Raw genomic sequence first — 25,831 nt, forward strand, 5'->3', positions numbered from 1 at the left:
GGAAGGTCTTGCTGGTGTCAGCGTGCCTGGCAGGCCGGTGCCGCGTCAAGGGCCGGTACCCGGGTCGCGTGTCTTTCCCACCGACGGACTACCGACACCGGGACGCCGCACGCTCCGCACCGGACGACGGACGCCCTGCTCACGCCGCTGCCGGCCGGTCCCACCAACACAGCGGGCGGCGATCCGTCCCCGGATCACCGCCCGCCGCGACGCGGTGTGCCCCGGCTCACGTGAGCCGGACGCGCGCCTGGTCGTACCTCAGATCACTTGAGGGTGACCTTGGCGCCCTCGCCCTCGAGCTTGGCCTTGGCCTTCTCGGCGGTCTCCTTGTTGGCCTTCTCCAGGACGGCCTTGGGCGCGCCCTCGACCAGGTCCTTGGCCTCCTTGAGGCCCAGGCCGGTCAGCTCGCGCACGACCTTGATGACCTGGATCTTCTTGCCACCGTCAGCCTCGAGGATGACGTCGAACTCGTCCTTCTCCTCCTCGGCCGGGGCGGCAGCACCGCCGGCGGCCGGGGCACCCGCGGCCACGGCGACCGGGGCGGCGGCGGTGACCTCGAAGGTCTCCTCGAACTGCTTCACGAACTCGGAGAGCTCGATCAGCGTCATCTCCTTGAACGCGTCGAGCAGCTCTTCGGTGCTGAGCTTCGCCATGTCTGGCGTCCTTTCCAACTGGAATTACAAAGAATTGACCGGATGCGCGAGAGGGCCTCAGGCCGCCTCGGCACCCTCCTTCTCGCGCTTGTCCGCCAGGGCGGCCGCCGCACGGGCGGCCTTGGAGAGCGGAGCCTGGAACAGGGCCGCGGCCTTGCTCAGGTTGCCCTTCATGGCGCCGGCCAGCTTGGCCAGCAGCACCTCACGGGACTCCAGGTCGGCGAGCTTCGTGACCTCGGCCGCGGAAATGGCCTTGCCCTCGAAGACACCGCCCTTGATGACGAGCTTCGGGTTGGCCTTCGCGAAGTCGCGAAGCCCCTTCGCCGCCTCGACGACGTCGCCCGAAACGAAAGTCAGCGCGGTAGGACCGGTGAACAGCTCGTCGAGGCCGGAGATGCCCGCGTCCGTCGCGGCACGCTTGGCCAGCGTGTTCTTCGCGACGGTGTAGGTGGTCTCCTTGCCGAGCGAGCGCCGCAGCTGGGTGAGCTGGGAAACCGTCAGACCGCGGTACTCGGTCAGCACCGTGGCGCCCGCGGTGCGGAAGCTCTCGGTCAGCTCAGCGACGGCCGTGGCCTTGTCGGCCCGGATCGGCTTGTCCGCCATGTCCCTCCTCTCTCGTTGCTCGAGGCTGGTCACCGTCGGGCAGCGGAGCTGTCGACGGTGGCGGAGGCGACACGACAACGAGGAAAGCCCCGGCGCAGGGCGCACGGGGCGAGGGCCGGCAGCCGCGGGCACGGTCGGCGGACCATGCTGCACTGCCGATTTTCGCTTGCCGCCCTGCGCGGGTCGCCCGTCATCGCGGGACCTTCGACCGTGCCGAAGCACGGTGACCAGCGGTCTCTGGGTGGAACTTCGTGGCCAAGGTTACGCGACGCCTCCGCCGGCCGCCAAATCGCCCCCCGGGTGGCTCGGCTCACTCCCCCGGCCAGCCTGCCCCGCACTCGGATCCGGCCGTCCGGCGCCACCGACGCCGGCCGCCGGCTGGGCCAGCCGGCCCGTCCCGGCGGCCAGCGGTCAGGGGCGGGACCGGCGACGCCAGGAGTAGCCGGCGAGGGCGAGCGCGCTCCAGGCGGCCGCCCACGCGGTGAGCAGCGCGCCGGTCGGCAGCGTCAGGTCGCCGGCGACGGCCCGGGCGGTCGCCATCACCGGCGGCGCCAGCCAGGGTGCGACCGAGCCGCTCAGGCCGAGGACTACCGCGCCGACCCCGCCGACCGCGAGCACCGCGACGCCGTACCCCGCACTGCCCGTACTGGCCCGGCTGGCCAGCGCGCCGAGCGCCACCGCGGCCGGTACGACCAGCAGGTGCGCCCACGCGCCGAGGGTGACGCCGATCACCACCGGCTGGTCGCCCGCCTCGACCGGGCCGGTGACGCCGCCGACCAGCCAGGGGAAGACCAACGCGACGGCCACCGTGCCGAGCGCCGCCACGCCCGCCGCCAACAGCCCGGACACCTCCTCGCCCCGGACGCCGGCCACCACCCGGGCCAGCCGGCGCTGGCCGTCCGGCTCGACGTTCAGCAGCACCTTGGTCTGCCAGGCGAGCACCGGGAAGAGCACCGCCGCCGAGACGCCGTACGCCTCCCCCGGCTGGGCGCGGCCACCGCCGTACAGGACGCCGAGCGCCACCAGGCCGGCGAGCACCGGGGCGAGCGCCCGACCGGTACGCAGGAAGCCGGCCAGCCGCAGCCGGACCAGCGCGATCATCGGGGCGTCCCGGCGGCCGGCCCGGCCTCGGCAGCCGCCCCTGCCGTGGGGGCGGGTTCCGGCGCCCGATTCGGGGCCGGGCCGGACGCAGGCCCGACGTCGGGCAAGCTGCCCGGATCGGGCGACGCAGGCCCGTAACCGGGCGGGCTGCCCGGATCGGGCGACGCGGGGTCGGTGCCGGACGCGACGGGGCCGGGCGAGGCGGACTCGGCGGGCGGGTCGCCGGGGCGTACCCGCAGGACGTGGTGGCCCTCGGCGCGCAACCGGGCGACGGTGCCGGCGACCCGCGCGGCGGGCACCGCGACCTCGACCACGGCCGTCGCCGCGCCGGCCGACGGCCCCTCTTCGGTGACCGCGCCGTCGGCCACCGTCCAGTGCCGCGCGCCGGGCAGCCGGACCGTCTCGCCGCGGTGGTCGCTGACCAGCACCGAACCGCCCGTCGCCAGCACCTCGTCGATCACCGCAGGGACCAGTTCGCGGGCGCCGGCGTCCAGCCCCTCCCAGGGCTCGTCGAGCACCAGCAGGCCGGGCGGGCGGAGCATCGCCTGGGCCAGACCGACCTTCTGGGCGGTGCCCTTGGACAGCTCCGGCAGGCGTACCCCGCGGAACGCGGACAGGCCGAGCCGCGAGGTCCAGTCGGCCACCGCCCGGCCGACGGCCGCGGCGTCCAGGCCGGCGACCCGCGCCATGGCGGTCAGGTAGCGCTCCACGGTGAACGGCTGGTCGGCGGGGAACCGCTCGGGGACCCAGCCGACCCGTCCGGGGCGGTCGGTGACCCGGCCCCGGACCGGCCGCAGCACGCCCGCCGCGACCTGCAGCAGGGTGGACTTCCCGGCGCCGTTGCGGCCGAGCACGACCACCACCTCGCCCGGGCCGATCCGGGCGTCCGTGCCGCGCAGCACCCACGGCCCCCGCCGGCGGTACCGCAACCAGACGTTCTCCAGCCGCATGCGGTGAAGCCTGCCACAGCAGAACGCGGACGGGGCGCCGCCACGGTGTGGCGACGCCCCGTTCCGGGAGCGGTGCTCAGCCCTCGGCCGGGGCCTCGTGGAGGTTCTTCACCAGCTTCGGGTCGACCGGGACGCCCGGACCCATGGTGGTGGTGAGGGTGACCTTCTTGAGGTACGTGCCCTTCGCCGCGGACGGCTTGGCCCGCAGCACCTCGTCGAGGACCGCCGCGTAGTTGTCGACCAGCTGCGCCTCCGAGAAGGACGCCTTGCCGATGATCAGGTGCAGGTTCGAGTGCTTGTCCACCCGGAAGGTGATCTTGCCGCCCTTGATGTCCTGCACCGCCTTGGTGACGTCCATGGTCACCGTGCCGGTCTTCGGGTTCGGCATGAGACCGCGCGGGCCCAGGATCCGCGCGATCCGGCCGATCTTGGCCATCTGGTCCGGCGTGGCGATCGCCGCGTCGAAGTCGAGCCAACCGCCCTGGATCCGGGCGACCAGCTCGTCGGTGCCCACCTCGTCGGCACCCGCCGCGGTGGCCTCCTCGGCCTTCGCGCCGGCGGCGAAGACGATCACGCGGGCGGTCTTACCGGTGCCGTGCGGCAGGTTGACCGTGCCGCGGACCATCTGGTCCGCCTTGCGGGGGTCGACGCCGAGGCGCATGGCGACCTCGACCGTGGCGTCGAACTTGACGTTGGTGGTCTCCTTGGCCAGCTTCACGGCCTCGGCGGGGGTGTAGAGCTTGGACCGGTCGATGACCTCGGCGGCCTTGCGGTAGCTCTTGCTGCGCTGCATGTTCTGGTAACTCCTGTGGTCTATGGCGGGCCGCGGGGTCCGCGCGCCCTCCCACGAACTGGATCTGGCGGTGACCGGGGTCAGTCGGTGACGTTGAGGCCCATCGACCGGGCGGTGCCGGCGATGATCTTCTCAGCCTGGTCGATGTCGTTGGCGTTCAGGTCGGCCATCTTCTTCTCGGCGATCTCGCGCAGCTGGGCGCGGGTGACCGAGCCGACCTTCTCCTTGTGCGGGACGCCGGAGCCCTTCTGCACGCCGGCGGCCTTGATCAGCAGCCGGGCGGCGGGCGGGGTCTTCAGCACGAAGGTGAAGGACCGGTCCTCGTACACGCTGATCTCGGCGGGGACGATGTCGCCCCGCTGGGACTCGGTCTGCGCGTTGTAGGACTTGCAGAACTCCATGATGTTCACGCCGTGCTGGCCGAGCGCGGGGCCGACCGGCGGCGCCGGGGTGGCCTGGCCCGCCGGCAGCTGAAGCGTGAACGTCTTGACGAGCTTCTTCTTCGGAGGCATGTCTCTTCCTGGGGCTTGGAACTGGGATTGTCGCCGGCCAGCGGGCGCGCACGGTCAGCGCGGCGCGGACAGCCGACGTTCTAGGGTAGCGCAGCCGTCCGCCGCCCCTCCGGCCGAGGTCCGGCGGGCGGCGAAACGGCGCACCGGCGGCCGGCCGCGTGGCCCACCGCCGGTGCGGACGTACGTCAGATCTTGGCGACCTGGTTGAAGTTCAGCTCGACCGGCGTCTCGCGGCCGAAGATCGACACCAGCACCTTCAGCTTCTGCTGGTCGGCGTTGATCTCGCTGATCGTGGCCGGCAGCGAGGCGAAGGCGCCGTCGGTGACGGTGACCGAGTCGCCGACCTCGAAGTCGAGGACCTTGACCTCGGGCTTGGCCTTCTTCTGCTCGGTCTCGACGGCCGGCGCCAGCCACTTGAGCACCTCGTCGAGGGAGAGCGGCGCCGGGCGGTCGGCCCGGTCGGTCGCGCCGACGAAGCCGGTGACCCCCGGCGTGTTGCGCACGCAGGAGTACGACTCGGCGGTCAGCTCCATCCGGACCAGGATGTAGCCCGGGAAGACCTTGGCCTGCACCTGGGACCGCTTGCCGTTCTTGACCTCGACCTCTTCCCGGGTCGGCACCTCGACCTGGTAGATGTAGTCCTCCATGTCGAGGGACGTGATCCGGGTCTCGAGGTTGGTCTTGACCTTGTTCTCGTAGCCGGCGTACGAGTGCACCACGTACCAGTCGCCCGGCGCGTAGCGCAGCTTCTGGCGCAGCTCGGCGACCGGGTCGTAGTCCTCGTCGGGCGCGGGCTCGCTGGTGGGGAACTCCGGCTCGCTGGCGGCCTCGACCGACTCGTCACCAGCCGCCGTCGCGACCGTGGACTGCTCGTCCTCGGGTCCGGCGGTCTCGTCGTACTCAGGCACGCTCGCTCACTTCCGTCACTATCGGCACAGTCAGCCGGTCAGCTGGGGTTGCCGAAGACCCACAGCACGCCCTTGGCGAAGGCGTAGTCCAGGCCGGCCACGATCGTCAGCATCACCGCGACGAAGGCAACCACCACGGCGGTGTAGGTCAGCAGCTCCTTGCGCGTCGGCCAGATGACCTTACGCAGTTCGGCGACGACCTCGCGGATGAATCGGGCGATGCGGCCGAAGAGGCCCACCTTGTCGGTCTCGGACCGGGTCTTCGGCCGGTCGGCCGACTCCGCCTTGGCCCGGGACCGGGTGGCGGTGCCACCGCCCCGGGAGACCGGCTCCTCCGCGTCGGTGGCGTCGTCGTCGGCCACGTCGTCGACGACCTCGTCGTGCAGACGGTCGTCGCCGGCGTCCTCGCCGCGCCGCTTGTTGTCGGCCACTTCGCCCTCCGTGCGGGATGTCGGGTCGCACGCCGTCGGCGTGCGCGGCGCTTGGTCACGCCGGCCGGACCAACCGTCCCGCGACGGGCCGCGGCCGGCGGATCGACCGGGGGCCCGATGCCTCGGAGCCACCCCGCCGATGCCACCACCACGGGCCGAACGCCGCCGGACGGCGGCGCGACCCACGGGAACGGTCAGGCCTGAGGCGCAGGGGTGACAGGACTTGAACCTGCAGCCTGCGGTTTTGGAGACCGCTGCTCTGCCAATTGAGCTACACCCCTGTGCGGCAACGCTCGCCCCACCCCACCGCGCACGGCCGGGCAGGGGTCGATTGCCCCACGGCGGACCAGTGTACGGGTAGCGGCACGACTTTCCCAACCGGTCTGCCCATCGCGCGTCGCGAGCCCGCTCAGCCGGCCGTCCGGATGGTCGCCCGGGCCTGTGACAGCACCTTCTCGCCGAGGCAGGTGGCGGTCACGTCGAGCCTGGTCAGGCCGTCCTCGGTGACCTCCCGGACCACCGCTGTCACCTCGATCTCGGTGCCCTGGTCGTCGTCCGGGACGACCACCGGCCGGGTGAAGCGGACACCGTAATCGACCACCGCGTCGGGCGCGCCGGCCCACTCGGTGACCGCCCGGCCGACCAGCGCCATGGTGAACATGCCGTGGGCGATCACCCCGGGCAGGCCCACCTTGGTGGCGGTCCGGTCGCTCCAGTGGATCGGGTTGAAGTCGCCGGAGGCGCCGGCGTAGCGGACCAGGTCCGCCCGGGTCACCCGGAAGGTCTTGGCGGGCAGTTCCATCTCAGCCCTCCCCCCGTACGACGATCTTGGACCAGACGGTGACCACCGGCTCGCCGGCGGCGGTGCTGACCTCGGTGCGGGTGGTCAGGAAGCCGTGCCCGCCACGGGAGGTGATGTCCTCCACGGTGTTGACGCAGACCAGCTCGTCACCGGCGACCACCGGGCGGGTGTACGCGAACCGCTGGTCGCCGTGCACGACGCGGCTGTAGTCGACGCCCAGCGCCGGGTCCTCGATGATCTGCCGGCTGGCGGCCATGGTGACCACCACGGGAAAGGTCGGCGGGGCGACCACGTCCGGGTGGCCGAGCGCGCGGGCGGCCTCCGGATCGTGGTGGGCCGGGTCGGTGGCGCCGATCGCCGTCGCGAACTCGCGGATCTTCTCTCGGCCCACCTGGTACGGGGCGGTCGGCGGGTAGCTCCGGCCGACGAAGGACGGGTCCAGGGACATGCCGCGAACCTACACGCAGAACGCGAGCGCCGATCTGTGCGGTCGGCGGCGGCTGGAAGGCCGCGCCGTGCCGTGCAGATCGGCGCTCGGGTGTGCTGTGGACCGGGCCGGCTGAGCCGGCCGCAGGTCAGCGGGTCTCGCGGTGGACCGTGTGCCGGCCGTCGCGCGGGCAGAACTTCTTCAGCTCGATGCGGTCCGGGTCGTTACGACGGTTCTTGCGCGTGATGTAGTTGCGCTCCTTGCACTCCACACACGCCAAAGTGATCTTCGGCCGGACATCGGTCGCCTTCGCCACGGCGGAGTGCCTTCCTCGCTACGGGTAACAACTACGGCGCATCAGCCTACGCGCTGACTACGCGGACATGCAAAGTGGGCGCCAGTGGCGCCCGTCCTACCGACCACCGGGAACACGCCCGGAGGACGAGAGTAGCGGTGGCCGGACTTGAACCGGCGACACAGCGATTATGAGCCGCTTGCTCTGCCATCTGAGCTACACCGCCGCGGTGGGTCCAGCTGAACCCTCGAGCCCCCTTACGGAATCGAACCGTAGACCTTCTCCTTACCATGGAGACGCTCTGCCGACTGAGCTAAGGGGGCCTGCGCGATCTCCCTGGGGGGCGACGCGCAGGGGTAAGACTACACGGCCCCGCGCCGGAGGTGAAATCGGATCCCCCGCCCACCCCGCACCGGGGTGTTCGCCCAGCTCAGGGCACCACACGCAGGCGCGGCAGCTCACCCGCGGTGATCGTTTCCGGGTCGACCTGGGCGCCGAACCAGGCCTCCAGCCGCTCGTACGGCAGCGGACGGCTGAACAGGAAGCCCTGCCCGATCTCGCAGCCGATGTCCTGCAGCAGCTCCAGGGTCAGCTCGCTCTCCACGCCCTCGGCCACCACCGTCAGCCCGAACTGCTGGGAGAGGGTGACCACCGCGTTCACGATCGCCAGGTCACCCGGGTCGGTGGCCATGCCCTGCACGAACGAGCGGTCGACCTTCACCTCGTGCACCGGCAGCCGGCGCAGGTGGGCCAGGGACGAGTCGCCGGTGCCGAAGTCGTCCACCGAGAGCCGTACGCCGAGGTCGCGCAGCCGGCGCAGGGTGGGGATGGGGCGGTCGGTGCCGTCCAGCACCCCGGACTCCTTGATCTCCAGGGTGAGCCGCTGCGGCGGTACACCGTACTCGTCGAGCAGTTCGGCGACCCGGGCCGGGAAGTGCTGGTCGGTGAGCGTACGGGCGGAGAGGTTGACCGCGACGGCGAGCGGCTGGCCGCCGGGCGCCCAGTCCCGGCTGCGCCGCAGCCCCTCCCGGAGCACGAACTCGGTGAACCGGTCGAGCTGGCCGGTGTGCTCGGCCACCGCCACGAAGTCCTCCGGGGCGACCGTGCCGTGCGCCGGGTGCTCCCAGCGGGCCAGGCACTCCACCCCGACCAGCCGGCGGTCCCGCAGGGTGACCTTGGGCTGGAAGTAGACCTCCAGCTCGCCGGCGTCGAGCGCCCGCCGCAGGTCGCCGGCGAGGCCGAGCCGGCGCAACGACCGGGACTCCAGTGCCGGATTGAACAGCTGGACGCTGCCCGGCACGGACTTCGCCGCCGTCGCGGCCAGGTCGACCCGTTGCAGCAGGGAGGCCGCGTCGCTGCCGTGATCCGGGTGTACGGCGACACCGACCGCCGTGTCCACGTCCAGGGTGAGCGCGTCGAAGACCATCTCGTCGCGGATCTGCTCGCGCAGCTGGGTGGCGAGTTCGAGGGCCGCGTCCGCGCTCTCCAGCCGCAGGGTCACCAGGAACTCGTCGCCACCGGCCCGGCCGACCAGGGCCGCCGACGGCGCGCAGGCGCGCAGCCGGGCGGCGACCTCGGTGAGCACCTTGTCGCCGGCGGCGTGGCCGAGCGATTCGTTGACCTGGCGCAGCCCGTCGACGTCGAAGAGTAGCAACGCCACCACCTCGCCGGGCGCCCGGATCTTGACCGACTCGTCCAGCGCGCCGACGATCCGGCGCCGGTTGGGCAGCTTGGTCAGCGCGTCGTGGTGGGCGTCGTGCCGCAGCCGGTCGACCAGGCGCGAATTCTCCAGCGCGACCGCGGCGTGCGCCGCCACGGTCTCGAAGATGGGAATGTCGCCCGGGGTGAAGTAGTTGCCGTCGCCCAGTCGGTTCGCGACCTCCAACGTGCCGATCACCACCTGGCCGGAGCGGAGCGGGACGACCACGATGTCCTTGATCCGGCTTTCGGCCAGTTCGGCCCGCAGATCGGGGTCGGTGTTGACCATCCGGCCCACCGCGATCGTGCGGCCACTCTCCCGTACCTTCTCCCGCACGCTCGACGGGGTCCGGGCCAGGTCCAGCAGACCCGGGTCGTCGACCCGGGCGGTCAGCAGCGTCTCCGGGTACGGCCCCTGAGCCGGCAGCCAGAGCGTCGCGTACTCGACCTGCATCAGCGCCCGCACCCGGCCCAGCAGCGCGTCGGCGAGCGCGCCACTCGGACCGCTCTCCATCACCGCTCTGGTGAGCTCGTAGAGATCGATGAGGGTGCGGTGCTGCCGGAAGAACTGCGCATACGACCGGTAGACCAGGGCGAGCCCGGCACCCAGCGCCGCCAGCAGCAGCAGCGACCACCAGGTCGTCCGCACCAGGATCAGCACGATGAGCGCGACCGAGACGTTGATCGCCGCGGTGAGCACGCCGGGTGTCGCCGTACGCAGGACGCCGCGCCCGGTCTGCCAGCCGTGCAGCAGGGTGTGCACCCCGACGACGGAGGAGACGCTGACCAGCAACAGCATGCTGACCGCGGCGAACATGCTCAGCCAGGTCATCGGCCCGACCCCGTCGGGCGGCGGGAACGCCTGCAACACCAGGGTGGCCAGCGAGGTGCCGGCCGCGGCCCGGGCGACGTTGAACCAGACCTTCGGCGCGGACATCCGGTGCCGGATGTGCGTCACCAGCGAGGCCAGGGTGTAGATGACCACCACGGTCAGCGGCGGCAGGTAGTAGAGCGCCAGGACGAGCGGCAGCTCGGTGACCGTGACGCCGAGGGTCTGCCGCCGGACGATCAGGCTGAGCAGCGGCAGCCCGGCAGCGATCATGAGGACGAGCATGAGCGCGGCCGCGCCCCAGTCGCCCAGAGGCTGATCGGCGACGAGGGCGGTCACGGTGCTGCAGACGACCGCCAGCATCGCCAGGGGAGCCGTGATGATCCAGGCGTCCTCGGACGACCTGGGTCGAGGTCGAGTGCGCCCGATCATCCGGCTCCTCGAGGTTCACGTCGTGACGCGGTGTCACAGACGTGCGGTGGCCTCACTCCGATATGGAGGGTGGCGGCCACCGATCGGTCACTGCCAGACGATGTCCAGCTTCTGCAGCTCTCCCACGCCCCCGGCGTCGACGCCGGCGATGGCTGCGGCGAAGGCGGCGAGAACGAAAAGCGAGCCAAGTAGCCGGCCCAACCTTCGACCAGACATGTTCGCTCCTGTCGGGGAAGTGTCACAGGGATGGTGGAGGTTCCACGATCGTGCCACATGAGCCGGCGCGCCGGAAAGCGGTGTCGGCCAGCCCCACCCGAGCGTTGGTCAGCTTGCGCCGTTCGGGCCACGGCGTCCCTCGGGCCGGCCCAGATCACGGGGGGGGTCGCGGTTCACCGACCACTTCGTACCTCGCGGAATAAGACCTTCGACACAAACCGTCGGAACCGCTTGACCGACTCGTACCCGACGGATCGGAGCAGATTCCGTCATACCGTCGGACTCTCCGCCGCGACAGCGGTACGGCATGGGCCACGCCCATCGACCACCATACATCCTTGGCTCCGTGGCGCCAGCACCCCGGTACGCGGCGTCGCCGAGACGCCAACCGCCGTCTCCCGTGATCGGCGATCCCGCGTCCGGTCACATCCGCCCGCCGCGGCGGGTCAACCCGGTGAGCACGTCAGCCAGCCGGGAAGCACCGGCAGCCGCACGATGGGAGCACCGCCATGTCCACCAGTTACATCGTCGTCACCGTCCTGGCCGCCGCGATGGTCGGCTTCTCCGCCGCCTCCATGTTCCTGCACGCCAAGTGGGTGGTGGAGCCGCTCGCCGACTACGGCGTGCCCCGGTCGTGGTGGCCCTGGCTCGGCGCCGCCAAGGCTGCGGGCGCCGTGGGCCTGCTGGTCGGCCTGGTCCTGCCGGTCGTCGGCGTGCTGGCCGGGGTCGGCCTGGCGCTGTACTTCGCCGGTGCCGTGGTCACCGTGCTCCGGGCCCGGTCGTACGCGCACATCCCGTTCCCGCTGCTCTACGCGGCGCCGGTGGTCGGCTCGCTGGCGCTGCTCGCCGGCTGAGTCCGCACTCAGCGATCCGCCCGGGATGCGGCGGCGGTCGTCCCGTCGCCCTCGGTCCAACTGAGGGCGGGGGACGCCGCCGCCGCAGCGGCGGGTCCGCGGCGAACGGCGTGCCGTCGCGCGTCGACGGCGAGCACCGCGAGCGCGGCCAGCGTCAGCAGCCCGCCGACGAGGGCGAGCAGCCGGGGGCCGGGGCCGGGCAGCAGGGCGCCGCCGAGCATCGAACCGCCGGCGATCCCGACGTTGAACGCGGTGCTGACGCCGGCCGAGGCGATGTCGGTGCTGCCGGGGGCGAGTTGCAGCATCCGGCTCTGCACGGCGCTGCCGAACGCCGCGTAGGCGAAGCCGACGCCGGCGAGCAGGACCACCGTTGCGGGTTGGAGCGTGCCGAGGGCGTACAGGCCGAGCAGGGCGGCGGTGCCGACGCTCAGCGGCACCATCAGCGACGCGATCGGGTGGGCGTCGAGGGTGCGGCCCACCAGGATGGTGCCGATCACCCCGGTCACGCCGGAGACGAACAGCAGGGGCGCCAGCGCGGCGTCGGTGAAGCCGCTGACGTCGAGCAGCAGCGGGGTGACGTAGGTCTGCAACGTCAGGAAGCCACCGATGCCGACGGCGGTCGCGACCAGCAGCATCGCGAAGCGACGCCCGTGCGGCGCGGTGCCCCGGGCGGCGCCGCCGGCCGCCGGGGCGTACGACGGGATCAGCGCGACGACCGCGGCGGCGATGGCCGCGCCGACGGCGGCCAGCACCGCGAACGCCGCGCGCCAGCCGGCCTGCTGCCCCAGCCAGGTGCCGGCGGGGACCCCGAGCACCGGGGCGAGCGCCGCGCCGGTCGCGAACAGGGCCACCACCCGGCCGCGCACGACGACCGAGAAGAGCCCGGTCACCGCGGGCGAGACGATGGACCAGAACAGGGCCTGGGCGAGCGCGGTGACGACCCGGGCGCCGGCCAGCACGGCGTACGTCGAGGCGAGCGCGGCCACGAGGTTCGCGGCCGCGAACAACGCGAGCGTGCCGCCGAGCAGCCCGCGGCGGGGAATCCGGCGGGTCAGCCGGGCCAGCGGTACGGACGCCAGCACGACCACCACGGCGTACCCGCTGACCAGCAGGCCCACCTGTGAACGGGACCGGTCGAGATCGGGTGCCATGTGGGTGAGCAGACCGATCGGCAGCAGCTCGGTCGTGATGAACGCGAACGCGGCGGAAGACAGCACGACGAGCGCGGCCCAGGCCCTGCGCGGCGAAACCTCCGGCGCCAACTCCCACCCCTTCCGTCGCCGCCGCATCGTCCCACGAAAGCGCCGGGCCCGATCGCCAGGCGGCCGGGGCGAGGAAGGTCGCGAACCGAACCGGTGCCGTGTCTCCTGGCGTCCGCGGGGACCTGGTCGGATGTCCGCCCCCGGCTCGGGTTACCGGGCAGAGATTGGTGACCGCGGTAAGAAACGGCGTGCGCGAGACATTTCCTGGTGACGCAGGAACCTGACAGGGAGGGCCGGACCCAGTGCCAGAACCCGAACCGGGTGATCATTTCACCGCTCTGTACCAGGCACATCACCGACAGGTGTACGCGTATGCCGTCACGCGCGCCGGTCGCCAACTGGCCGATGAGGTCGTCGCCGAGACCTTCCTGGTGGCCTGGCGGCGGTTGCCGGCGCTGCCCAGGGCGACGCCGCTGCCATGGCTGCTCGCCGTCGCCCGCAAGATCGTGTACGAGCGGTACCGCGCCGAGGAACGGCAGCGGGCAGTCACCGCCGAGATGTGCGCGTGGATCACCGACGCGGAGGCGTCCGTCGCCGACGTGGCGGACGGTGTCGCCGAACGGGCCGCGGTGCTCACCGCGTTGGCCCGGTTGTCCGACGACGACCGCGAACTGCTGACGCTGGTCGCCTGGCACGGACTGGCGCCGGGGCAGGCGGCCCGGGTCCTCGGCTGTTCCACCGCGACGTACTACGTGCGCCTGCATCGCGCCCGGCGTCACCTGAAGAACGCCATGGCCGCCGCCACCGAACCGGAACTCTCCCGACCCGCCGCCCCGCTCGTCTCGAAGGAGTCGATCCGATGAGCCGCTCACCAGACGTGATGGACCTGCTCGCCAAGGCCCGGCCGGCACGACTGGACCCGCCGCCGCACCGGCACGAGCACATCTCCCAGGCCGTCGCCGGCCTCGTGGCCGACTCCTCGGCCGCCGAACAGCACGCCGCGCTCGACCAGCTCCGCAGGCCCCGGTATCGGCGGGTGGCGTTCCTGGGGACGGTGGGGGCGGCCGCGGCGACGGTGACGGCCGTCGTCGTGGCCGTGGCCGGACCTGGCACCGCGCCGCGCACCGCACCCGACGCCGTACCCGGCGCCGCGGCACCCGCGACCCAGGCGCCGATGGACTCCAGCCGGTTGCTGCTCGTGGCGGCCGAACGCAGCGACGACGCCCCGCAGGCCGGCGGGCGCTACCTGACCATGCAGACGGAGAGCGGCCGGGCGGTTCCGGTCAAGGCCGCCGACGGCACGTACACCATGGTCGACCGGACCAGTGGCCAGTACTGGCTGGCCCGCGACAGCGCTGACACCAGCTGGGTGTTCGGGCAGTCGCTCGGCGCGGTGCCCGCCACGCCGGGCGACGAGGCCGCCTGGCGCCGCAACGGCTCGCCGACCGTCGTCAGGATCACCACCCCGAAGCCGTACGACCTGCGGGTCGCCCCGGGCAGGGTCTTCGGCGACCGGGTGGACCCGGCGCACCTCTTCGCCCTCGGCGACCGGAACGTGTCGCAGGCGGAACTCGACGCGCTGCCGACCGATCCGGCCGCCCTCCGCGGCGTACTGCTCAGCCGCTTCGACGGGGGCGGTGGTGACATGCCCACCGACCGCGACGAGTGGCTGTTCACCGTGGCCACCCATGTGGTGATCGACCTGCCGGTCAGCAACGAGGTGCGAGCCGCCGCGTACCGCATGCTCGCCACGTTGCCAGGGGTGCGCGGGTTGGGAGCTGTGCAGGACATGCGCGGTCGGCCCGGGCAGGCGATCGCGTACACGCCGGCCGCTCCCGGTAACGGCCTCGAGGTCCGTCTGATCATCGACCCCGACACCGGGCGGGCCCTGGGCAAGGAGCTGCGCGTGGTGCAGCCGCGCGACGCCTGGTCGTGGCTGGCACCGGGTTCGCTGTTCACGTACGACCTGGTCCTGGTGTCGGAGCACACCGACGACGATCCGCCGGCGGCGGACTGACCTCCGGACGATCCGGCCGGCGGCGGCACAGCCCGCCGCCGGCCGTCGCGGGCCGCTCAGCGCAGTTGCTGGGCCAGTCCGACGACGATGCCCTCCGGGCCGCGGACGTAGCAGAGCCGGTAGAGGTCCTCGTACTGCGCCACCTCGCCGACGAGTTCGGCGCCGTGGGTACGCAGCCGGGCAACGACCTCGTCGATGTCGTCCACGGCGAACATGACGCGACGAATGCCCAGCGTGTTCGCCGGTGCCTGTTTCGGCTCGGCGCTGACCGCCTTCGGCGTGTGGAACATCGCCAGCTCTGGTACGGCCACGCTGGCCGCATCCGCCGTTGAGACGGAGCCGCCGGGGTCGTTATCGACATCCCTCGCGACAGCTTCTTCGGGAATCGCTTGAAACGGCCGCGACCTGGCCGCGCATCTGCTCCGCCTCCTCCAGCAGCCTGCCGTACCCTTCCCGGCACGGACCTCGATGATCTTCCGCGGGCGGAGTTCGCCTTTCCCGGGCCGCTACGGGACAAACTGGTGGCCGCGATCCTGTCCGGCGCGAAGACCTCGACCACTGCCCTGGTGCTCGGGTACGAGCGCGCGAACGAGCCGCTGCCCGAGGTCGGCCAACGATCAGCGGTGGTGGACTCCGATGACCGGCCGGTCGCGGTGATCGAGCTGACCGAGGTGCGGGTGGTCCGGCTCGCCGATGTCGACCTGCAACACGCCCTCGACGAGGGTGAGGGAGATGAGTCGGTGGCACAGTGGCGGGCGGCGCACGAGACGTTCTGGCACAGCCCGGAAGTGCGCGCGGAACTCGGCGACCCGGACTTCACCGTCGACGACGACACGCCGGTGCTGGCCCAGCGCTTCCGGCTGGTGCACCGCCATGTCGATGTCAGGACGCTGCCAATCGTGGGACGCCAACGACTTGTGGAAGGCGTTCATCTCGGCGAGCGTCCGCTGAGCGCTCCACCGGTGCGACCCGAGGAGTGGTGGGTCGGGGCGACGCCGGACTCGGGGCTGATCGACGGGTGCCGAGACGTGGCGCTGTGACGCCCGCTCAGCTTTCGCGCCGCGACCAACCGGCCCAGGACGCCGATCCCCTCCCGGATCTGGCGAGTGGTCACGTTGCCGAACCCGATGACCAGCGCGGCGGGAAGGGGGTCACGGGAAGCGTCGTCGTCGGGTGTGACCCGGTAGTCGCTCAGTCCTCGCACGGCGATTCCTGCGGCGCGTGCGTGAGCAACGACTCGCTCCTCGTCCACCCCGGCCGGCAGCCGGAGCAGGACGTGGTGACCCGCGTCGAGGCCGGTGATGGTCGCTCCCGCCATGCTTTCGGCCACGGCCGACACGAGGGCGTCGCGGCGCTGGCGATAGCTGTCCCGGACCTTGCGGAGGTGCCGGTCGAAGCGACCGGTCTCGATGAGCCGCGCCAGCGCCGCCTGGTCGAGCTGGGGGACGCCACGGCAGGAGAGGTACTTCTCGGTCAGGATGCCGTCGCGGAATCGCGGCGGCGTGAAGACCCAGCCGATACGGAGGGCGGGCGCCAGGGTCTTGCTGACCGACCCCAGTGCCACGACGCGGTCGGGCGCGAGGCCCTGGAGCGAGCCGACCGGTTGCCGGTCGTAGCGGAACTCGGCGTCGTAGTCGTCCTCGAGGATCACCCCGTCGACCTCGTGCGCCCACTGCACCAGCTCGTGGCGGCGGGTCGGGCTCAGCACCGCCCCGGTCGGGCACTGGTGGGCGGGCGTCAGCAGCACGGCGCGAGCGCCGCTGGCGCGCAGGTGGTCCACCCGGACCCCCTCCGCGTCGACGGGGACGGCCGAGACCCGCAGGCCGGCACGTCGGGCGATGTGGTCGTGGTCCCGCGGACCCGGGTCCTCCAGCCCGATCCGCTCGATGCCGTGCGTGACGAGGGCACTGAGGACAAACGTCAGCCCTTGTCGGAATCCCGCCACGACGATCGTGTGCGCGGGGTCGACGCAGCCGGCCCGCACCCGCCGGTGGTAGCCGGCCAGCACGGCGCGAAGCTGCGCGTCTCCCTCGACGGCGCCGTCGCCGAGGTCGACGGTTCGCATCGTCTTGACGGCATCGCCCAGCGCCCACAACCAGTCGCGCGTGGAGAACCCACGCAGGTCGGGTACGCCGTAGCCGAAGTCGATATTCGGCGCCGGGACCAGGCGCGCGGGGTCCACCTCGGCAGCGTCGGACGGGGTGGAGTCGCCCGACTCGGTGACCGCGTCGGCGACCCGGGTGCCCGACCCGACGGTGGAGACGACATACCCCTCGGCCAGCAGCTGCTCGTACGCCGAGACCACCAGGCCCCGGGACACACCCAGCTGCTCCGCCAACTGACGGGTCGAGGGCAGTCGCTCGCCGGAGCGCAGCCTCCCCGACCGGATGGCGCTCCGGAGTGCGCCCTGGACCTGATGCCCCAGCGGCACGTCGGCGGACCGGTCCACTCCGAGCGCGAGCTCTGGCACCACCCCGGAGAAGTCGACGGTCATGCGGCGAGCCTAACGCGCTGATCGACCGAATGGTCCACTCCACTGCTGGTTGAATGGACCTTCGCATCGGACCGATCTGGGCAGAGGCTTGACGCCATGCACCACGACCGATCGAGCAGGCCACGGACATGAGCATGGGGATCACGCTGGCGCTGCTCGCGGCGATCGGCTACGGCACGGCCGACTTCGTCGGCGGCGCAGGCGCTCGCCGCGTCCCCTCCATGTCCATCGTCTTCGCCGGCCAGTTGGCCGGCGCCGGAGCGATGCTGATCGTCGCGCTCGCCTCGCCCGGCACGCCGACCCTGGCCCACCTCGCGTGGGGGCTGCTCGCGGGACTCGGCAGCGCGGCGGGAAGCATCTTCCTGCTTCGAGGGCTGTCCCGGGGACAGATGGCGGTGGTCGCTCCCACCTCGGCGGTCGGTGCCGCCGTCCTGCCGGTCCTGGCCGGGCTCGCCGACGGCGAACGACCGGTCACCCTGGCCTGGATCGGCCTCGCCCTCGCGATGCCGGGGATCTGGCTCATCTCGCGACAGGTCCCGGACGACACCGAGACCGGCCCCGAAGCCTTGGCCACACGCCGCAGCGCCTTCGTCGACGGCCTGCTGGGCGGTCTCGGATTCGGCATGCTCTTCGTGGCTCTCGGCCAGATCCCCGAGTCGGCCGGCACCCTGCCCCTGGCCCTCAATCAGCTCACCGGAGCCCTCGTCACGGTCGCCTTCGCGACGGCAATTCGCCAGACCTGGCAACCCGGCAGGAGCGCCGCGGTTTGGGGAATCGCGACAGGACTGCTCGGCGTGGCCGGCAGCCTCGCGTTCATCGAGGCCAGCCACCTCACCGACCTCGGCGTGGTCGCCGTGCTCGCCTCGCTCTACCCAGCCGTCACCGTGCTACTGGCCCGGACGCTGCTCCGCGAGCGCCTCGGCGCCGGGCAGCGCCTCGGCTTGGTGTTCTGCTCGGCGGCCGTCGGGCTGATCGCCGCCGGCTGACCAACCCTCGATAACCCCACCACCCGCCAGAAGGAAGTCTCATGTACGACAAGGCGGCTAGCTTCACGGGCTACGGTCTCGACAGGCGGCGGCGAACCACACGCGGAAGGAACTACCCGTGCTGACACAGGTCGCGGAGGGTGTACTGATCCACCAGAGCGAGTTGCTCCAGAACAACGCCGTTGTTGTGCAAGGCCCGGCCGGCGTGTTGCTCATCGATCCCGGGATCACGGGCGACGAAATGCGCTGCCTCGCGAATGACCTGTCCGATTCGGGCCAGCACGTTGTTGCAGGTTTCGCGACCCATCCTGATTGGGATCACGTGCTCTGGCACGCCGAACTCGGTGACGTGCCCCGGTACGGCACAGCCCGCTGCGCGGATTTCATGAGGGATGTGCGGTCCCGCGCGGACTGGGAGGCCCGCGCCGCCGAGGGGCTACCGCCGGAGATCGCCGAGGAGGTACCGCTGGACCTGTTCGGCCTCATCACCGGTCTGCCCGCCGGAACTGCGCAGATTCCTTGGAACGGCCCTCGAGCCCGGATCATCGAGCATCCGGCTCACTCCCCCGGCCATGCGGCACTCTTGATCGAGGAACGGGGGGTTCTCGTGGCTGGCGACATGCTGTCTGATGTCTTCATTCCGATGCTCGACGACTTCAACAGCACCAATGACCCGGTCGAGGACTACCTCATGGGGCTAAGCCTGCTGGAGGGCGTGGCGGACGAAGTCGATGTCCTCATTCCGGGTCACGGGTCCCTCGGCGTGGCTGACCAGGTACACGCACGGATCGAACAGGACCGCGCCTACGTGCATGCTTTGCGGGACGGCCGGGCGCCCGACGACCCGCGGATCGGCCCTTCGGCCAGGCCCGGCTGGGAGTGGGTGAGCGACATACACACAGGACAAGCCCAGCGCCTCGCTGAAAGAAGCGAACGCGACGCGATGCCCGGCTAGCGATCGTCCCTCGGGAGGAACGCCAGCGCCCTTACCGCACATGCCGCCTCCGGGTGGACTGGTGTTCATCGCCGGTGGTGGCGCACGGTGATGTATGACCGCCTCTCCTGTTTCCGGGTCCCATGTGTACTGGCCGACCAACTCGTGGTGCGCGCCGCGGTGTCCGCCTTCTTGGGCCGCTACCGTGGCCAGACTCGCGTTCACACCGGGTCCGACCCCGTAGACGGCCCCGGGCGCCGGTGTTGTGGGCGAAGACGCGCAGACCGATTCTGGTCAGCGCGTTTTCGCGGCACCAGCGCTCGGCGGCCAGCATGATCGCGCGGCCGTAGCCCTGACGGCGTACGTCGGGTTCGACGGCGACGTTGTAGACGAACGCGGTGTCACGGGTGACGTTGACCCAGAGGAAACCGCTGCCGCGCTCGTGAAGATCCTCCGTGCCCGTTGCGTGCCCGATGGAGCGGACAAGCAGGGAAAACTAAGGTCAACTACGGCAGGAGACGACGAAGGCCTCCAACTTGCGTTTCCGCAGGTCAGAGGCCTTGCCGTTGCCTGGTGGCGGGTAGAGGATTCGAACCTCTGTAGCTTTCGCGACGGATTTACAGTCCGCTCCCATTGGCCGCTCGGGCAACCCGCCAGGGCACCCCGCCGCGCCGTGACGCGGCAGCGAGAGCAAGGATAGCGGCTCCCCCCGGCACAGGTGCAAGCGGGTACCGTCAGGGGGTCGTACCGCTGGTCAGCGGGCGACGCAGGAGCACAGACCGCCGGACAGCAGGAGCATGAGCATGGCAGCGAACCCGTCGTTCGACATCGTGAGCAAGGTCGACCGGCAGGAGGTCGACAACGCCCTCCGCCAGGCCGAGAAGGAACTCGCGACGCGGTTCGACTTCCGGGGCACCGGCGCCGAGATTTCCTGGTCGGGCGAGGAGGCGATCAGCCTCCAGGCCGAGACCGAGGAGCGGGTGCGGGCCGCGCTGGAGGTCTTCAAGGAGAAGCTGGTCAAGCGGAACATCTCGCTGAAGTCGCTGGACGCCGGCGACCCGCGGTCCTCCGGCAAGGTGTTCAAGATCGACTGCAAGGTCATCCAGGGCATCGACTCGGACAAGGCCAAGGCGATCAGCAAGAAGATCCGCGACGAGGGCCCGAAGGGCGTCCAGGCCCAGATCCAGGGCGACCAACTGCGGGTGACCGGCAAGAAGAAGGACGACCTCCAGGCCGTCATCGCCCTGCTCAAGGGCGAGGACTTCGGCGTCGCCCTGCAGTTCACCAACTACCGGTAAAGGGACAGCGGCCGGCCTGATCATTGGGCCGACCGCGCCTTGTCACCTGGGCAAACGTCGTCACCCAGTGCTCGCCGTTGGTCGCTCACGATCGGCCTCCGCCGACCTGGTGACGGCCTGGACCTGGTCCTCGTCGACCGCCCGGAAGCCGACACGCCCCGTACTTCGACCCCCGATTGTGGTGTTCATCCACATCCGCGACCTCGGGCTGCTCGCCGTGCCTAGCCGTCGACGGCTGCTCTGGTCCTGGCCGTTTGTAATGAGCGTTGCGGTCGACAGCCACTCTCACCGCGACCCGGGCACGCCGTCCTGTTCGCCACCCGACGAACCGTGGGCCAGGAGATGAAACGCGACCGGGAGGAAGCCGCTGCCTGACCCAGCGGTTCTCGTCCGTTGGTCCGGACGAACCACCGGCGGCCCCGAAGCGTATAGCTCTGGCTTCGCCGGGTAACCCCGCCTGCGTTCAAGCGGTGTCGTGCCGCGCGGACGAACCAGAGAAAGGACTGGTCACCAATGTTGGAACAGCTGCACAACGCGGGGTTGAAGGCTGAACACTGCTACGTGGCCGGCATGGTGAGTGTCGGCCTGGCGTTCACAAGCTGGCTGCTTTCCAAGCGGTTCGAACATGCTGGCATCGAGCGTGCCGACCGGTGGGGCATCTTCATCGGCGAGTGGGCCCCGACCTTCTTCGCGATGGGTAACGGACTACGCACGTACGAAAAATAGCCCTGATCGCGGCAGTCGGTCGGCCAAGACGGCGCGCGGAGGCGGCTACCTGTTTCGTTGAGCTGCGACCGTGGCCCGGCCAAGCTTCGGTCGAGGCGCCCGGGCCGTCGCTCACTTTTCGGCTGTCCACGCTGGCGTGGGCTCTCATCTGGCCTGCGTGGCCCGGGCGTCGCCCCCGGGCGGGGAGAGGCTCAGGAGGGGTTTGCCCGGCTGGGCAATCGAGGGCTGCCAGGGCGTTTTGGCCACCGGGCAGAGGCCGCAGGACCGACGCCACCGAAAGCCACCGACGCCCGCTCCAGCGCGCTGGTCGGCACCCGCATGGCCGGGCTACGCCCGCTGGTCAACGACGAACGACGCGCCCTGCTGCGGATCCTGGCCGGCTGGCACCGCTCCGTCGGCGAAGACCATACCCGGATGGTGGTCTCCCAGCTGCATCAACTGCTGCTGGAACTGATTCCCGGCGGGGCGAGAGCCTGTCCGCCGGCCAGGCCAAGGCGCTACCTGCGACGGTCAGACCCAGGACGCGGTCGTGGCATCCGGTACCCAGGCACGCACCGGCCGACGGCTACCAGGGTCAGCCGGCGAAGACCAGCAGCAGGATCACGGTCAGGATCGCGCTGATCAGCAGCGAGCCGAGGCAGCCGACCCGGTTGGAGAAGAAGACGAACATGGTCGTCACCTACCCGCTCCGGGTCGACCCCAGACCTCCCGGTCAGGCCGGGACGGGCTCGTCGACGCGTACGGTCGCGGCCTCCGCGCGGGCGATGGGGCCGGCGGGCAGCGCGGCGACCGCGGCCCCGACGGCGACCGCGGCCCCGGCGAAGAGGAACGCCCAGGGCACCCCGCCGGCGTGGTCGACGATCAGCCCGGCGACCGCGCCGCCGGCCGCGCTCGCTCCGACCGACATGGTGACCACCCAGGTGTACGCCTCGTTCAACATGCTGACCGGGGAGATCCGGCCGACCAGGGTGTTCTCCAGGGTGAGCGCGGGCGCGATGGTGGCACCGCCGATCACCAGCGCGGTGCCCAGCGCGGCCGGGGTGGGCATCAGCGCGAAGACGGCGAAGCTGGCCGCCACCGCGCCGAGCAGCCAGGCGAACTGCCTGGTCATGTTGGGCGAGGGCCGGCGGACGCCGAACCAGAACCCGCCGACGGCGCTGCCGATCCCCCAGACGGCGAGCAGCACGCCGGCGAGGCTGTCCGGATCGTCGGCGGTGTAGCCGGTGGCGAACGCCGGCACGATCACGCCGGCCGCACCGAAGGCGATACCCAGGCTGGCCACGCAGAGCAGCAGCGCCGGGAAGCCGGCGACCCGCAGCGGGCCCAGCCCACGGGCCCGGTGCTCGTGCGGGTGCGGGCGCCAGCCGCGCATCACTCGGCCGAGCGCCACCGCGGTGGTGCCGACGAGAGTCACCACGGCCGAGCCGACCAGCGCCGCCCGGGCGTCGGCGACCAGCACGAACCCGGCCACCAGTAGCGGACCGAGCACGAAGACGATCTCGAACAGGGTGGTCTCCGCGGCCAGCGCGGTGTTGCGCAGGCGGTGCCGGCCGGTGGCGGGAGCGGTGAGGTCGTTCCAGGCGCCCCGGATCGCGGCGGTCAGCGGCGGGTAGGTGGCCCCGGCCACCCCGGCGGCCAGGAAGATCAGTGCCAGGTTGCCGCCGGGGCGGGCCGCGCCGAGCAGGCCGAGCAGGGCCAGCGGGTGGGCGACCGCGGTGCCGAGCAGCACCGGGGTGGGGCCGACCCGGTCGGCGATCCGTCCGGCGACCGGGCTGAGCGCGGCGCCGGACAGGGCGTAGATGCCGCCGGCGACCGCGGCGAGCGAGTATCCACCGGTCACCTGCTCGACCACGAGCAGCAGCGCCAGCGGCGTCATGCCGATCCCGAGCCGGCCGACGATGCCGGTGACCAGCAGCATCGGCGCTCCGGGGACCCGCCAGACGCCCAGGTACTGGCGCAGTGCGGCCACGGTCGACCTCCAGGACGGGATGTAATGAGTGGAAGACGTTTTGACCCTAACGCTCGGTCGCCCGGCGGAGAAACGGTTTGTGCCCGTACACACGGCTCCGCCCGCACCCGGGGGTCCGGGTACGGGCGGAGCCGGTGGTGCTCAGGTCAGCGCTCGAACTGGACCGGGCCGGCGCTGGCGGCCATCCGCTCCAGCCGGGCGACCCGCTCCTCCATCCGCGGGTGGGTGGAGAAGAGAGCCGCCACGCCGCCACCCCGGAACGGGTTGTCGATCATCAGGTGGGCGGTGCTGGTGAGCTGCCCCTGAGCCGGCAGCGGCCGGCGCTGGGTGCCCATGTGGATCTTTCGCAGCGCGCTCGCCAGGGCCAGCGGGTCCCGGGTCAGCTGGGCGCCGGAGGCGTCCGCCTGGAACTCCCGGCTCCGGCTGATGGCGAGCTGGATGACCGTCGCGGCGATCGGGCCCAGGATGATGGTGAGCAGCAGCACGGCCGGGTTCGGCGAGTCCTCGTCATCCCCGCCGCCGAGCGGGATGAACCAGGCGAGGTTCGCCAGCGTGGTGATGATGCCGGCCAGGCCGGCCGCCACGCTGGAGATGAGGATGTCCCGGTTGTAGACGTGCGACAGCTCGTGGCCGATCACGCCGCGCAGCTCGCGGTAGTCGAGGATCTCGGTGATCCCCTGGGTCACGCAGACCGCCGCGTTCTGCGGGTTACGCCCGGTGGCGAACGCGTTCGGCTGCGACGTCGGGCTCACGTAGAGCCGTGGCATCGGCTGCCGGGCCGCGGTGGCCAGCTCGCGGACCATCCGGTACAGCTCGGGGAACTGTGCCTCGCTGACCGGTTGCGCCCGCATCGAGCGCAGTGCCAGCTTGTCGGAGTAGAAGTAGGTGAAGCCGTTCATCAGCAGGGACACGACGACGGCGATGACGAGTCCACCACTGCCGCCGAACCAGTAGCCCACCGCCAGGATCAGCGAGGTGAGCAGGCCGAGCAGCGCGGCGGTCTTCAGACGGTTGTGATGCACGTTCGCTCCTTCGGTGCACGGATCGCGAGGATCCGCTGACCGGTTCAACAACCCGGTACCCGTCAACCATCCGTCGTATGGCTGTGAGTTGCCTGGGAGCGCGACCACCCGCCCGGCTCAGCGAGCGGCGAGGTCGAGCACGAGCTGCGGAGCGAAGCCGACGACCAGGGCGACCACGGTGGCCGCCGCCAGCACCACGACGACCGCGCCGGGCGGCACGGCGGCGGCCGACGGGCCAGCCGGGGCCGGGACGGTCGGGGCCGGGCCGGCCGGCGGTGCGGTGCCGGCGGGCGGGGCGTACAGGGCGGCGGTGAGCCGCAGGTAGTAGGCGAGGCCGACGACCGCGTTGACCGCCACCACCACGGCCAGCCAGCCGGCGGCACCGTCCAGCAGCGCCCGGACCACTGTCACCTTGGCGAACAGCCCGGCCAGGCCGGGTGGCAGGCCGGCCAGCCCGATCAGCGCCAGGCCGAACGCCGCCGCCCGCCAGGGGTGTCGGCGGGCCGCGCCGCGCAGCTCGTCGACGCTGCCACCGTCCGCGCCGGCCGGGCGCAACGCCACCACCCCGGCGAAGGCGGCCAGCTCCAGCACCACGAAGAAGACGGCGTACGCGACGGCGGCCGCGTACGCGGCGGTGCGGGCGTCACCGGTGCGGCCGGCCGCCAGCGCCAGCGCGCCGAGCGGGGCGAGGATGTAGCCGGCCTGGGCCACCGAGGACCAGGCGAGCAACCGGACGGTACGCCGCTGGCGCAGCGCCACCAGGTTGCCGACGGTCATCGTCAGCACCGCGAGCAGGGCGAGCACCGGACCGGTCACCTCGGCCGGCAGCGCGTACTGCACCACGGCGAGCAGGGCCACCACCCCGCCCAGCTTCGAGGCGGTGGAGAGGTAGGCCGCCACCGGCAGCGGCGCGCCGTCGTAGGTGGCCGGCGCCCAGGCGTGGAACGGCACCGCGGCCACCTTGAACGCCAGGCCGAGCACCACCAGGGCGACGGCGGCGCCGGTCAGCGGCACGTCGAGCAGCTCCGGCCGGTCGGCGAAGAGCGCGCCGAGCCGGCCCAGGTGCAGCGCGCCGGCGGCCGCGTAGAGCAGCGCGGCGCCGAGCAGCGTGAGGGTGGTGGCGACCACGCTCACCACGAAGAAGGTGACCGCCGCCTCGGCACTGGCCAGGCTGCCCCGGCGCAGCCCGACCAGGACGTAGAGCGGCAGGGTGAGCGTCTCCAGCGCCACGATCAGCGTGATCAGGTCGCCGGCCGCGCCGAGCACCACGCCGCCGGTCATCGAGCAGGCGAGCAGGAAGGCGTACTCCCCCACCGGCGACTGCCCGGCCCGCAGCGCCGGGCCGGACAGCGCCAGCACGCCGAGGGTGAGCAGCGCGACGGCGGCGCCGACCAGCGCGGCCCGGCCGCCGAAGACGTACGAGCAGTCCGCGCCGACGCAGAACGTCCGCCGCTCGCCGCCGGCGCCGACCAGCGCCGAGCCGAGCGCGGTGGCGACCGCGCCGAGCGCGGCCGCCGCGACGGTGGCCCGCGGCCGGGCGACCACCAGGTCGGTGACCAGCGCCAGGACGGCCGTGCCGGCGGCCAGGTACGCCGGCAGCAGCGCCACGTTGTCGACGCTCTGCACCACGCTCATGCCGGCACTCCGCTCCGCTGCGGGCCGCCCTGAGACACCACCGC

The 25,831-nt window shown here is 71.9% G+C and carries 27 protein-coding genes, 4 tRNA genes and 1 pseudogene; 8 read left to right on the forward strand and 24 right to left on the reverse strand.

Features of this window, described 5'->3' with window-relative positions:
- Positions 1–263: 263 nt before the first annotated feature.
- The 16 genes from rplL to FHX32_RS34900 form a co-directional block, all read right to left on the reverse strand.
- A complete protein-coding gene (gene rplL / locus FHX32_RS06090) occupies positions 264–653 on the reverse strand; it encodes a 50S ribosomal protein L7/L12 (protein WP_167179825.1) in 390 nt (129 codons plus the stop codon).
- Positions 654–710: 57 nt separating this feature from the next.
- Positions 711–1,256: a 50S ribosomal protein L10 gene (gene rplJ / locus FHX32_RS06095; protein ID WP_109898162.1), complete on the reverse strand. Its 546-nt coding sequence runs from the start codon at positions 1,254–1,256 to the stop codon at positions 711–713.
- A gap of 411 nt (positions 1,257–1,667) precedes the next feature.
- Positions 1,668–2,357 (reverse strand): hypothetical protein, encoded by a 690-nt coding sequence (locus tag FHX32_RS06100; protein WP_167179826.1) that lies wholly within the window; start codon positions 2,355–2,357, stop codon positions 1,668–1,670.
- Positions 2,354–3,307 (reverse strand): ATP-binding cassette domain-containing protein, encoded by a 954-nt coding sequence (locus tag FHX32_RS06105; protein ID WP_167179827.1) that lies wholly within the window; start codon positions 3,305–3,307, stop codon positions 2,354–2,356. Before FHX32_RS06105 ends, FHX32_RS06100 begins: the two co-directional genes overlap by 4 nt.
- Positions 3,308–3,383: 76 nt before the next feature.
- Positions 3,384–4,100 carry a 50S ribosomal protein L1 gene (gene rplA, locus FHX32_RS06110; RefSeq protein ID WP_167179828.1) on the reverse strand — a complete coding sequence of 239 codons (717 nt, stop codon included), beginning with the start codon at positions 4,098–4,100 and terminating at the stop codon, positions 3,384–3,386.
- 80 nt (positions 4,101–4,180) lie between these two features.
- Positions 4,181–4,612 (reverse strand): 50S ribosomal protein L11, encoded by a 432-nt coding sequence (gene rplK / locus FHX32_RS06115; protein WP_109898166.1) that lies wholly within the window; start codon positions 4,610–4,612, stop codon positions 4,181–4,183.
- A gap of 185 nt (positions 4,613–4,797) precedes the next feature.
- A complete protein-coding gene (gene nusG / locus FHX32_RS06120; protein WP_088997360.1) occupies positions 4,798–5,520 on the reverse strand; it encodes a transcription termination/antitermination protein NusG in 723 nt (240 codons plus the stop codon).
- 38 nt (positions 5,521–5,558) lie between these two features.
- A complete protein-coding gene (secE, locus tag FHX32_RS06125) occupies positions 5,559–5,951 on the reverse strand; it encodes a preprotein translocase subunit SecE (RefSeq protein ID WP_167179829.1) in 393 nt (130 codons plus the stop codon).
- Between the two features lie 208 nt (positions 5,952–6,159).
- Positions 6,160–6,232 (reverse strand) — tRNA-Trp (locus tag FHX32_RS06130).
- A gap of 128 nt (positions 6,233–6,360) precedes the next feature.
- Positions 6,361–6,753, reverse strand: coding sequence for a MaoC family dehydratase (locus tag FHX32_RS06135; protein ID WP_167179830.1), 393 nt, complete (start codon positions 6,751–6,753; stop codon positions 6,361–6,363).
- Position 6,754: 1 nt separating this feature from the next.
- Positions 6,755–7,201: a MaoC family dehydratase N-terminal domain-containing protein gene (locus tag FHX32_RS06140; protein ID WP_167179831.1), complete on the reverse strand. Its 447-nt coding sequence runs from the start codon at positions 7,199–7,201 to the stop codon at positions 6,755–6,757.
- A gap of 127 nt (positions 7,202–7,328) precedes the next feature.
- Entirely contained in the window at positions 7,329–7,496 is a 168-nt protein-coding gene (rpmG, locus tag FHX32_RS06145; RefSeq protein ID WP_007073056.1) for a 50S ribosomal protein L33, read from the reverse strand.
- A gap of 132 nt (positions 7,497–7,628) precedes the next feature.
- Positions 7,629–7,701, reverse strand: a tRNA-Met gene (locus tag FHX32_RS06150).
- 24 nt (positions 7,702–7,725) lie between these two features.
- Positions 7,726–7,798, reverse strand: a tRNA-Thr gene (locus tag FHX32_RS06155).
- 107 nt (positions 7,799–7,905) lie between these two features.
- On the reverse strand, positions 7,906–10,434 hold the full coding sequence (locus FHX32_RS06160) for a bifunctional diguanylate cyclase/phosphodiesterase (RefSeq protein ID WP_167179832.1): 2,529 nt from the start codon (positions 10,432–10,434) through the stop codon (positions 7,906–7,908).
- Between the two features lie 87 nt (positions 10,435–10,521).
- A complete protein-coding gene (locus FHX32_RS34900) occupies positions 10,522–10,650 on the reverse strand; it encodes a hypothetical protein (protein ID WP_486480926.1) in 129 nt (42 codons plus the stop codon).
- Positions 10,651–11,159: 509 nt separating this feature from the next.
- Here FHX32_RS34900 and FHX32_RS06165 point away from each other — a divergent pair.
- Positions 11,160–11,504 carry a DoxX family protein gene (locus FHX32_RS06165; protein ID WP_167179833.1) on the forward strand — a complete coding sequence of 115 codons (345 nt, stop codon included), beginning with the start codon at positions 11,160–11,162 and terminating at the stop codon, positions 11,502–11,504.
- An 8-nt stretch (positions 11,505–11,512) separates the two neighbouring features.
- On the opposite strand, the gene FHX32_RS06170 is transcribed toward FHX32_RS06165, so the two are convergent.
- The gene (locus FHX32_RS06170) at positions 11,513–12,793 is read right to left on the reverse strand and encodes an MFS transporter (RefSeq protein WP_486480927.1); all 1,281 of its coding nucleotides are present in this window, start codon (positions 12,791–12,793) and stop codon (positions 11,513–11,515) included.
- Positions 12,794–13,008: 215 nt separating this feature from the next.
- Between FHX32_RS06170 and FHX32_RS06175 the strand changes: the two genes are divergently transcribed.
- Both FHX32_RS06175 and FHX32_RS06180 read left to right on the forward strand, forming a co-directional pair.
- Entirely contained in the window at positions 13,009–13,569 is a 561-nt protein-coding gene (locus tag FHX32_RS06175) for an RNA polymerase sigma factor (protein ID WP_486480928.1), read from the forward strand.
- Complete coding sequence (locus tag FHX32_RS06180) at positions 13,566–14,723, forward strand: CU044_5270 family protein (protein WP_167179835.1); 1,158 nt, start codon at positions 13,566–13,568, stop codon at positions 14,721–14,723. The genes FHX32_RS06175 and FHX32_RS06180 overlap by 4 nt, the downstream gene beginning before the upstream one ends.
- 56 nt (positions 14,724–14,779) lie before the next feature.
- On the opposite strand, the gene FHX32_RS06185 is transcribed toward FHX32_RS06180, so the two are convergent.
- Positions 14,780–15,034: a VOC family protein gene (locus FHX32_RS06185; protein ID WP_486480929.1), complete on the reverse strand. Its 255-nt coding sequence runs from the start codon at positions 15,032–15,034 to the stop codon at positions 14,780–14,782.
- Positions 15,035–15,241: 207 nt separating this feature from the next.
- On the opposite strand from FHX32_RS06185, the pseudogene FHX32_RS34905 reads away from it, so the two are divergent.
- Positions 15,242–15,589, forward strand: a pseudogene (locus FHX32_RS34905) (ASCH domain-containing protein); the annotation flags it as partial.
- 62 nt (positions 15,590–15,651) lie between these two features.
- Here the strand turns inward: FHX32_RS34905 and pdxR are convergent.
- The gene (gene pdxR / locus FHX32_RS06195; RefSeq protein WP_167179837.1) at positions 15,652–17,217 is read right to left on the reverse strand and encodes a MocR-like pyridoxine biosynthesis transcription factor PdxR; all 1,566 of its coding nucleotides are present in this window, start codon (positions 17,215–17,217) and stop codon (positions 15,652–15,654) included.
- A 128-nt stretch (positions 17,218–17,345) separates the two neighbouring features.
- Here pdxR and FHX32_RS06200 point away from each other — a divergent pair, with 128 nt between their 5' ends.
- Both FHX32_RS06200 and FHX32_RS06205 read left to right on the forward strand, forming a co-directional pair.
- Complete coding sequence (locus FHX32_RS06200) at positions 17,346–18,203, forward strand: EamA family transporter (protein WP_167179838.1); 858 nt, start codon at positions 17,346–17,348, stop codon at positions 18,201–18,203.
- A 118-nt stretch (positions 18,204–18,321) separates the two neighbouring features.
- Complete coding sequence (locus FHX32_RS06205) at positions 18,322–19,158, forward strand: MBL fold metallo-hydrolase (protein ID WP_167179839.1); 837 nt, start codon at positions 18,322–18,324, stop codon at positions 19,156–19,158.
- A 31-nt stretch (positions 19,159–19,189) separates the two neighbouring features.
- Here the strand turns inward: FHX32_RS06205 and FHX32_RS06210 are convergent, their stop codons facing one another.
- Positions 19,190–19,627 (reverse strand): GNAT family N-acetyltransferase, encoded by a 438-nt coding sequence (locus tag FHX32_RS06210; protein WP_167182305.1) that lies wholly within the window; start codon positions 19,625–19,627, stop codon positions 19,190–19,192.
- A gap of 81 nt (positions 19,628–19,708) precedes the next feature.
- Positions 19,709–19,792: transfer RNA gene (locus FHX32_RS06215), tRNA-Tyr, on the reverse strand.
- A 148-nt stretch (positions 19,793–19,940) separates the two neighbouring features.
- Between FHX32_RS06215 and FHX32_RS06220 the strand changes: the two genes are divergently transcribed.
- Together FHX32_RS06220 and FHX32_RS06225 are read left to right on the forward strand one after the other, a co-directional pair.
- A complete protein-coding gene (locus tag FHX32_RS06220; RefSeq protein WP_167179840.1) occupies positions 19,941–20,435 on the forward strand; it encodes a YajQ family cyclic di-GMP-binding protein in 495 nt (164 codons plus the stop codon).
- A 513-nt stretch (positions 20,436–20,948) separates the two neighbouring features.
- Complete coding sequence (locus tag FHX32_RS06225) at positions 20,949–21,161, forward strand: hypothetical protein (RefSeq protein WP_167179841.1); 213 nt, start codon at positions 20,949–20,951, stop codon at positions 21,159–21,161.
- A 712-nt stretch (positions 21,162–21,873) separates the two neighbouring features.
- On the opposite strand, the gene FHX32_RS06230 is transcribed toward FHX32_RS06225, so the two are convergent.
- The 3 genes from FHX32_RS06230 to FHX32_RS06240 form a co-directional block, all read right to left on the reverse strand.
- The gene (locus tag FHX32_RS06230; RefSeq protein WP_167179842.1) at positions 21,874–23,130 is read right to left on the reverse strand and encodes an MFS transporter; all 1,257 of its coding nucleotides are present in this window, start codon (positions 23,128–23,130) and stop codon (positions 21,874–21,876) included.
- A 146-nt stretch (positions 23,131–23,276) separates the two neighbouring features.
- The gene (gene htpX / locus FHX32_RS06235) at positions 23,277–24,152 is read right to left on the reverse strand and encodes a zinc metalloprotease HtpX (RefSeq protein WP_167179843.1); all 876 of its coding nucleotides are present in this window, start codon (positions 24,150–24,152) and stop codon (positions 23,277–23,279) included.
- Positions 24,153–24,269: 117 nt separating this feature from the next.
- Positions 24,270–25,787, reverse strand: coding sequence for a proton-conducting transporter transmembrane domain-containing protein (locus tag FHX32_RS06240; protein WP_167179844.1), 1,518 nt, complete (start codon positions 25,785–25,787; stop codon positions 24,270–24,272).
- Positions 25,788–25,831 lie beyond the last annotated feature (44 nt).

This window comes from Micromonospora sp. CNZ280 (assembly GCF_011759515.1).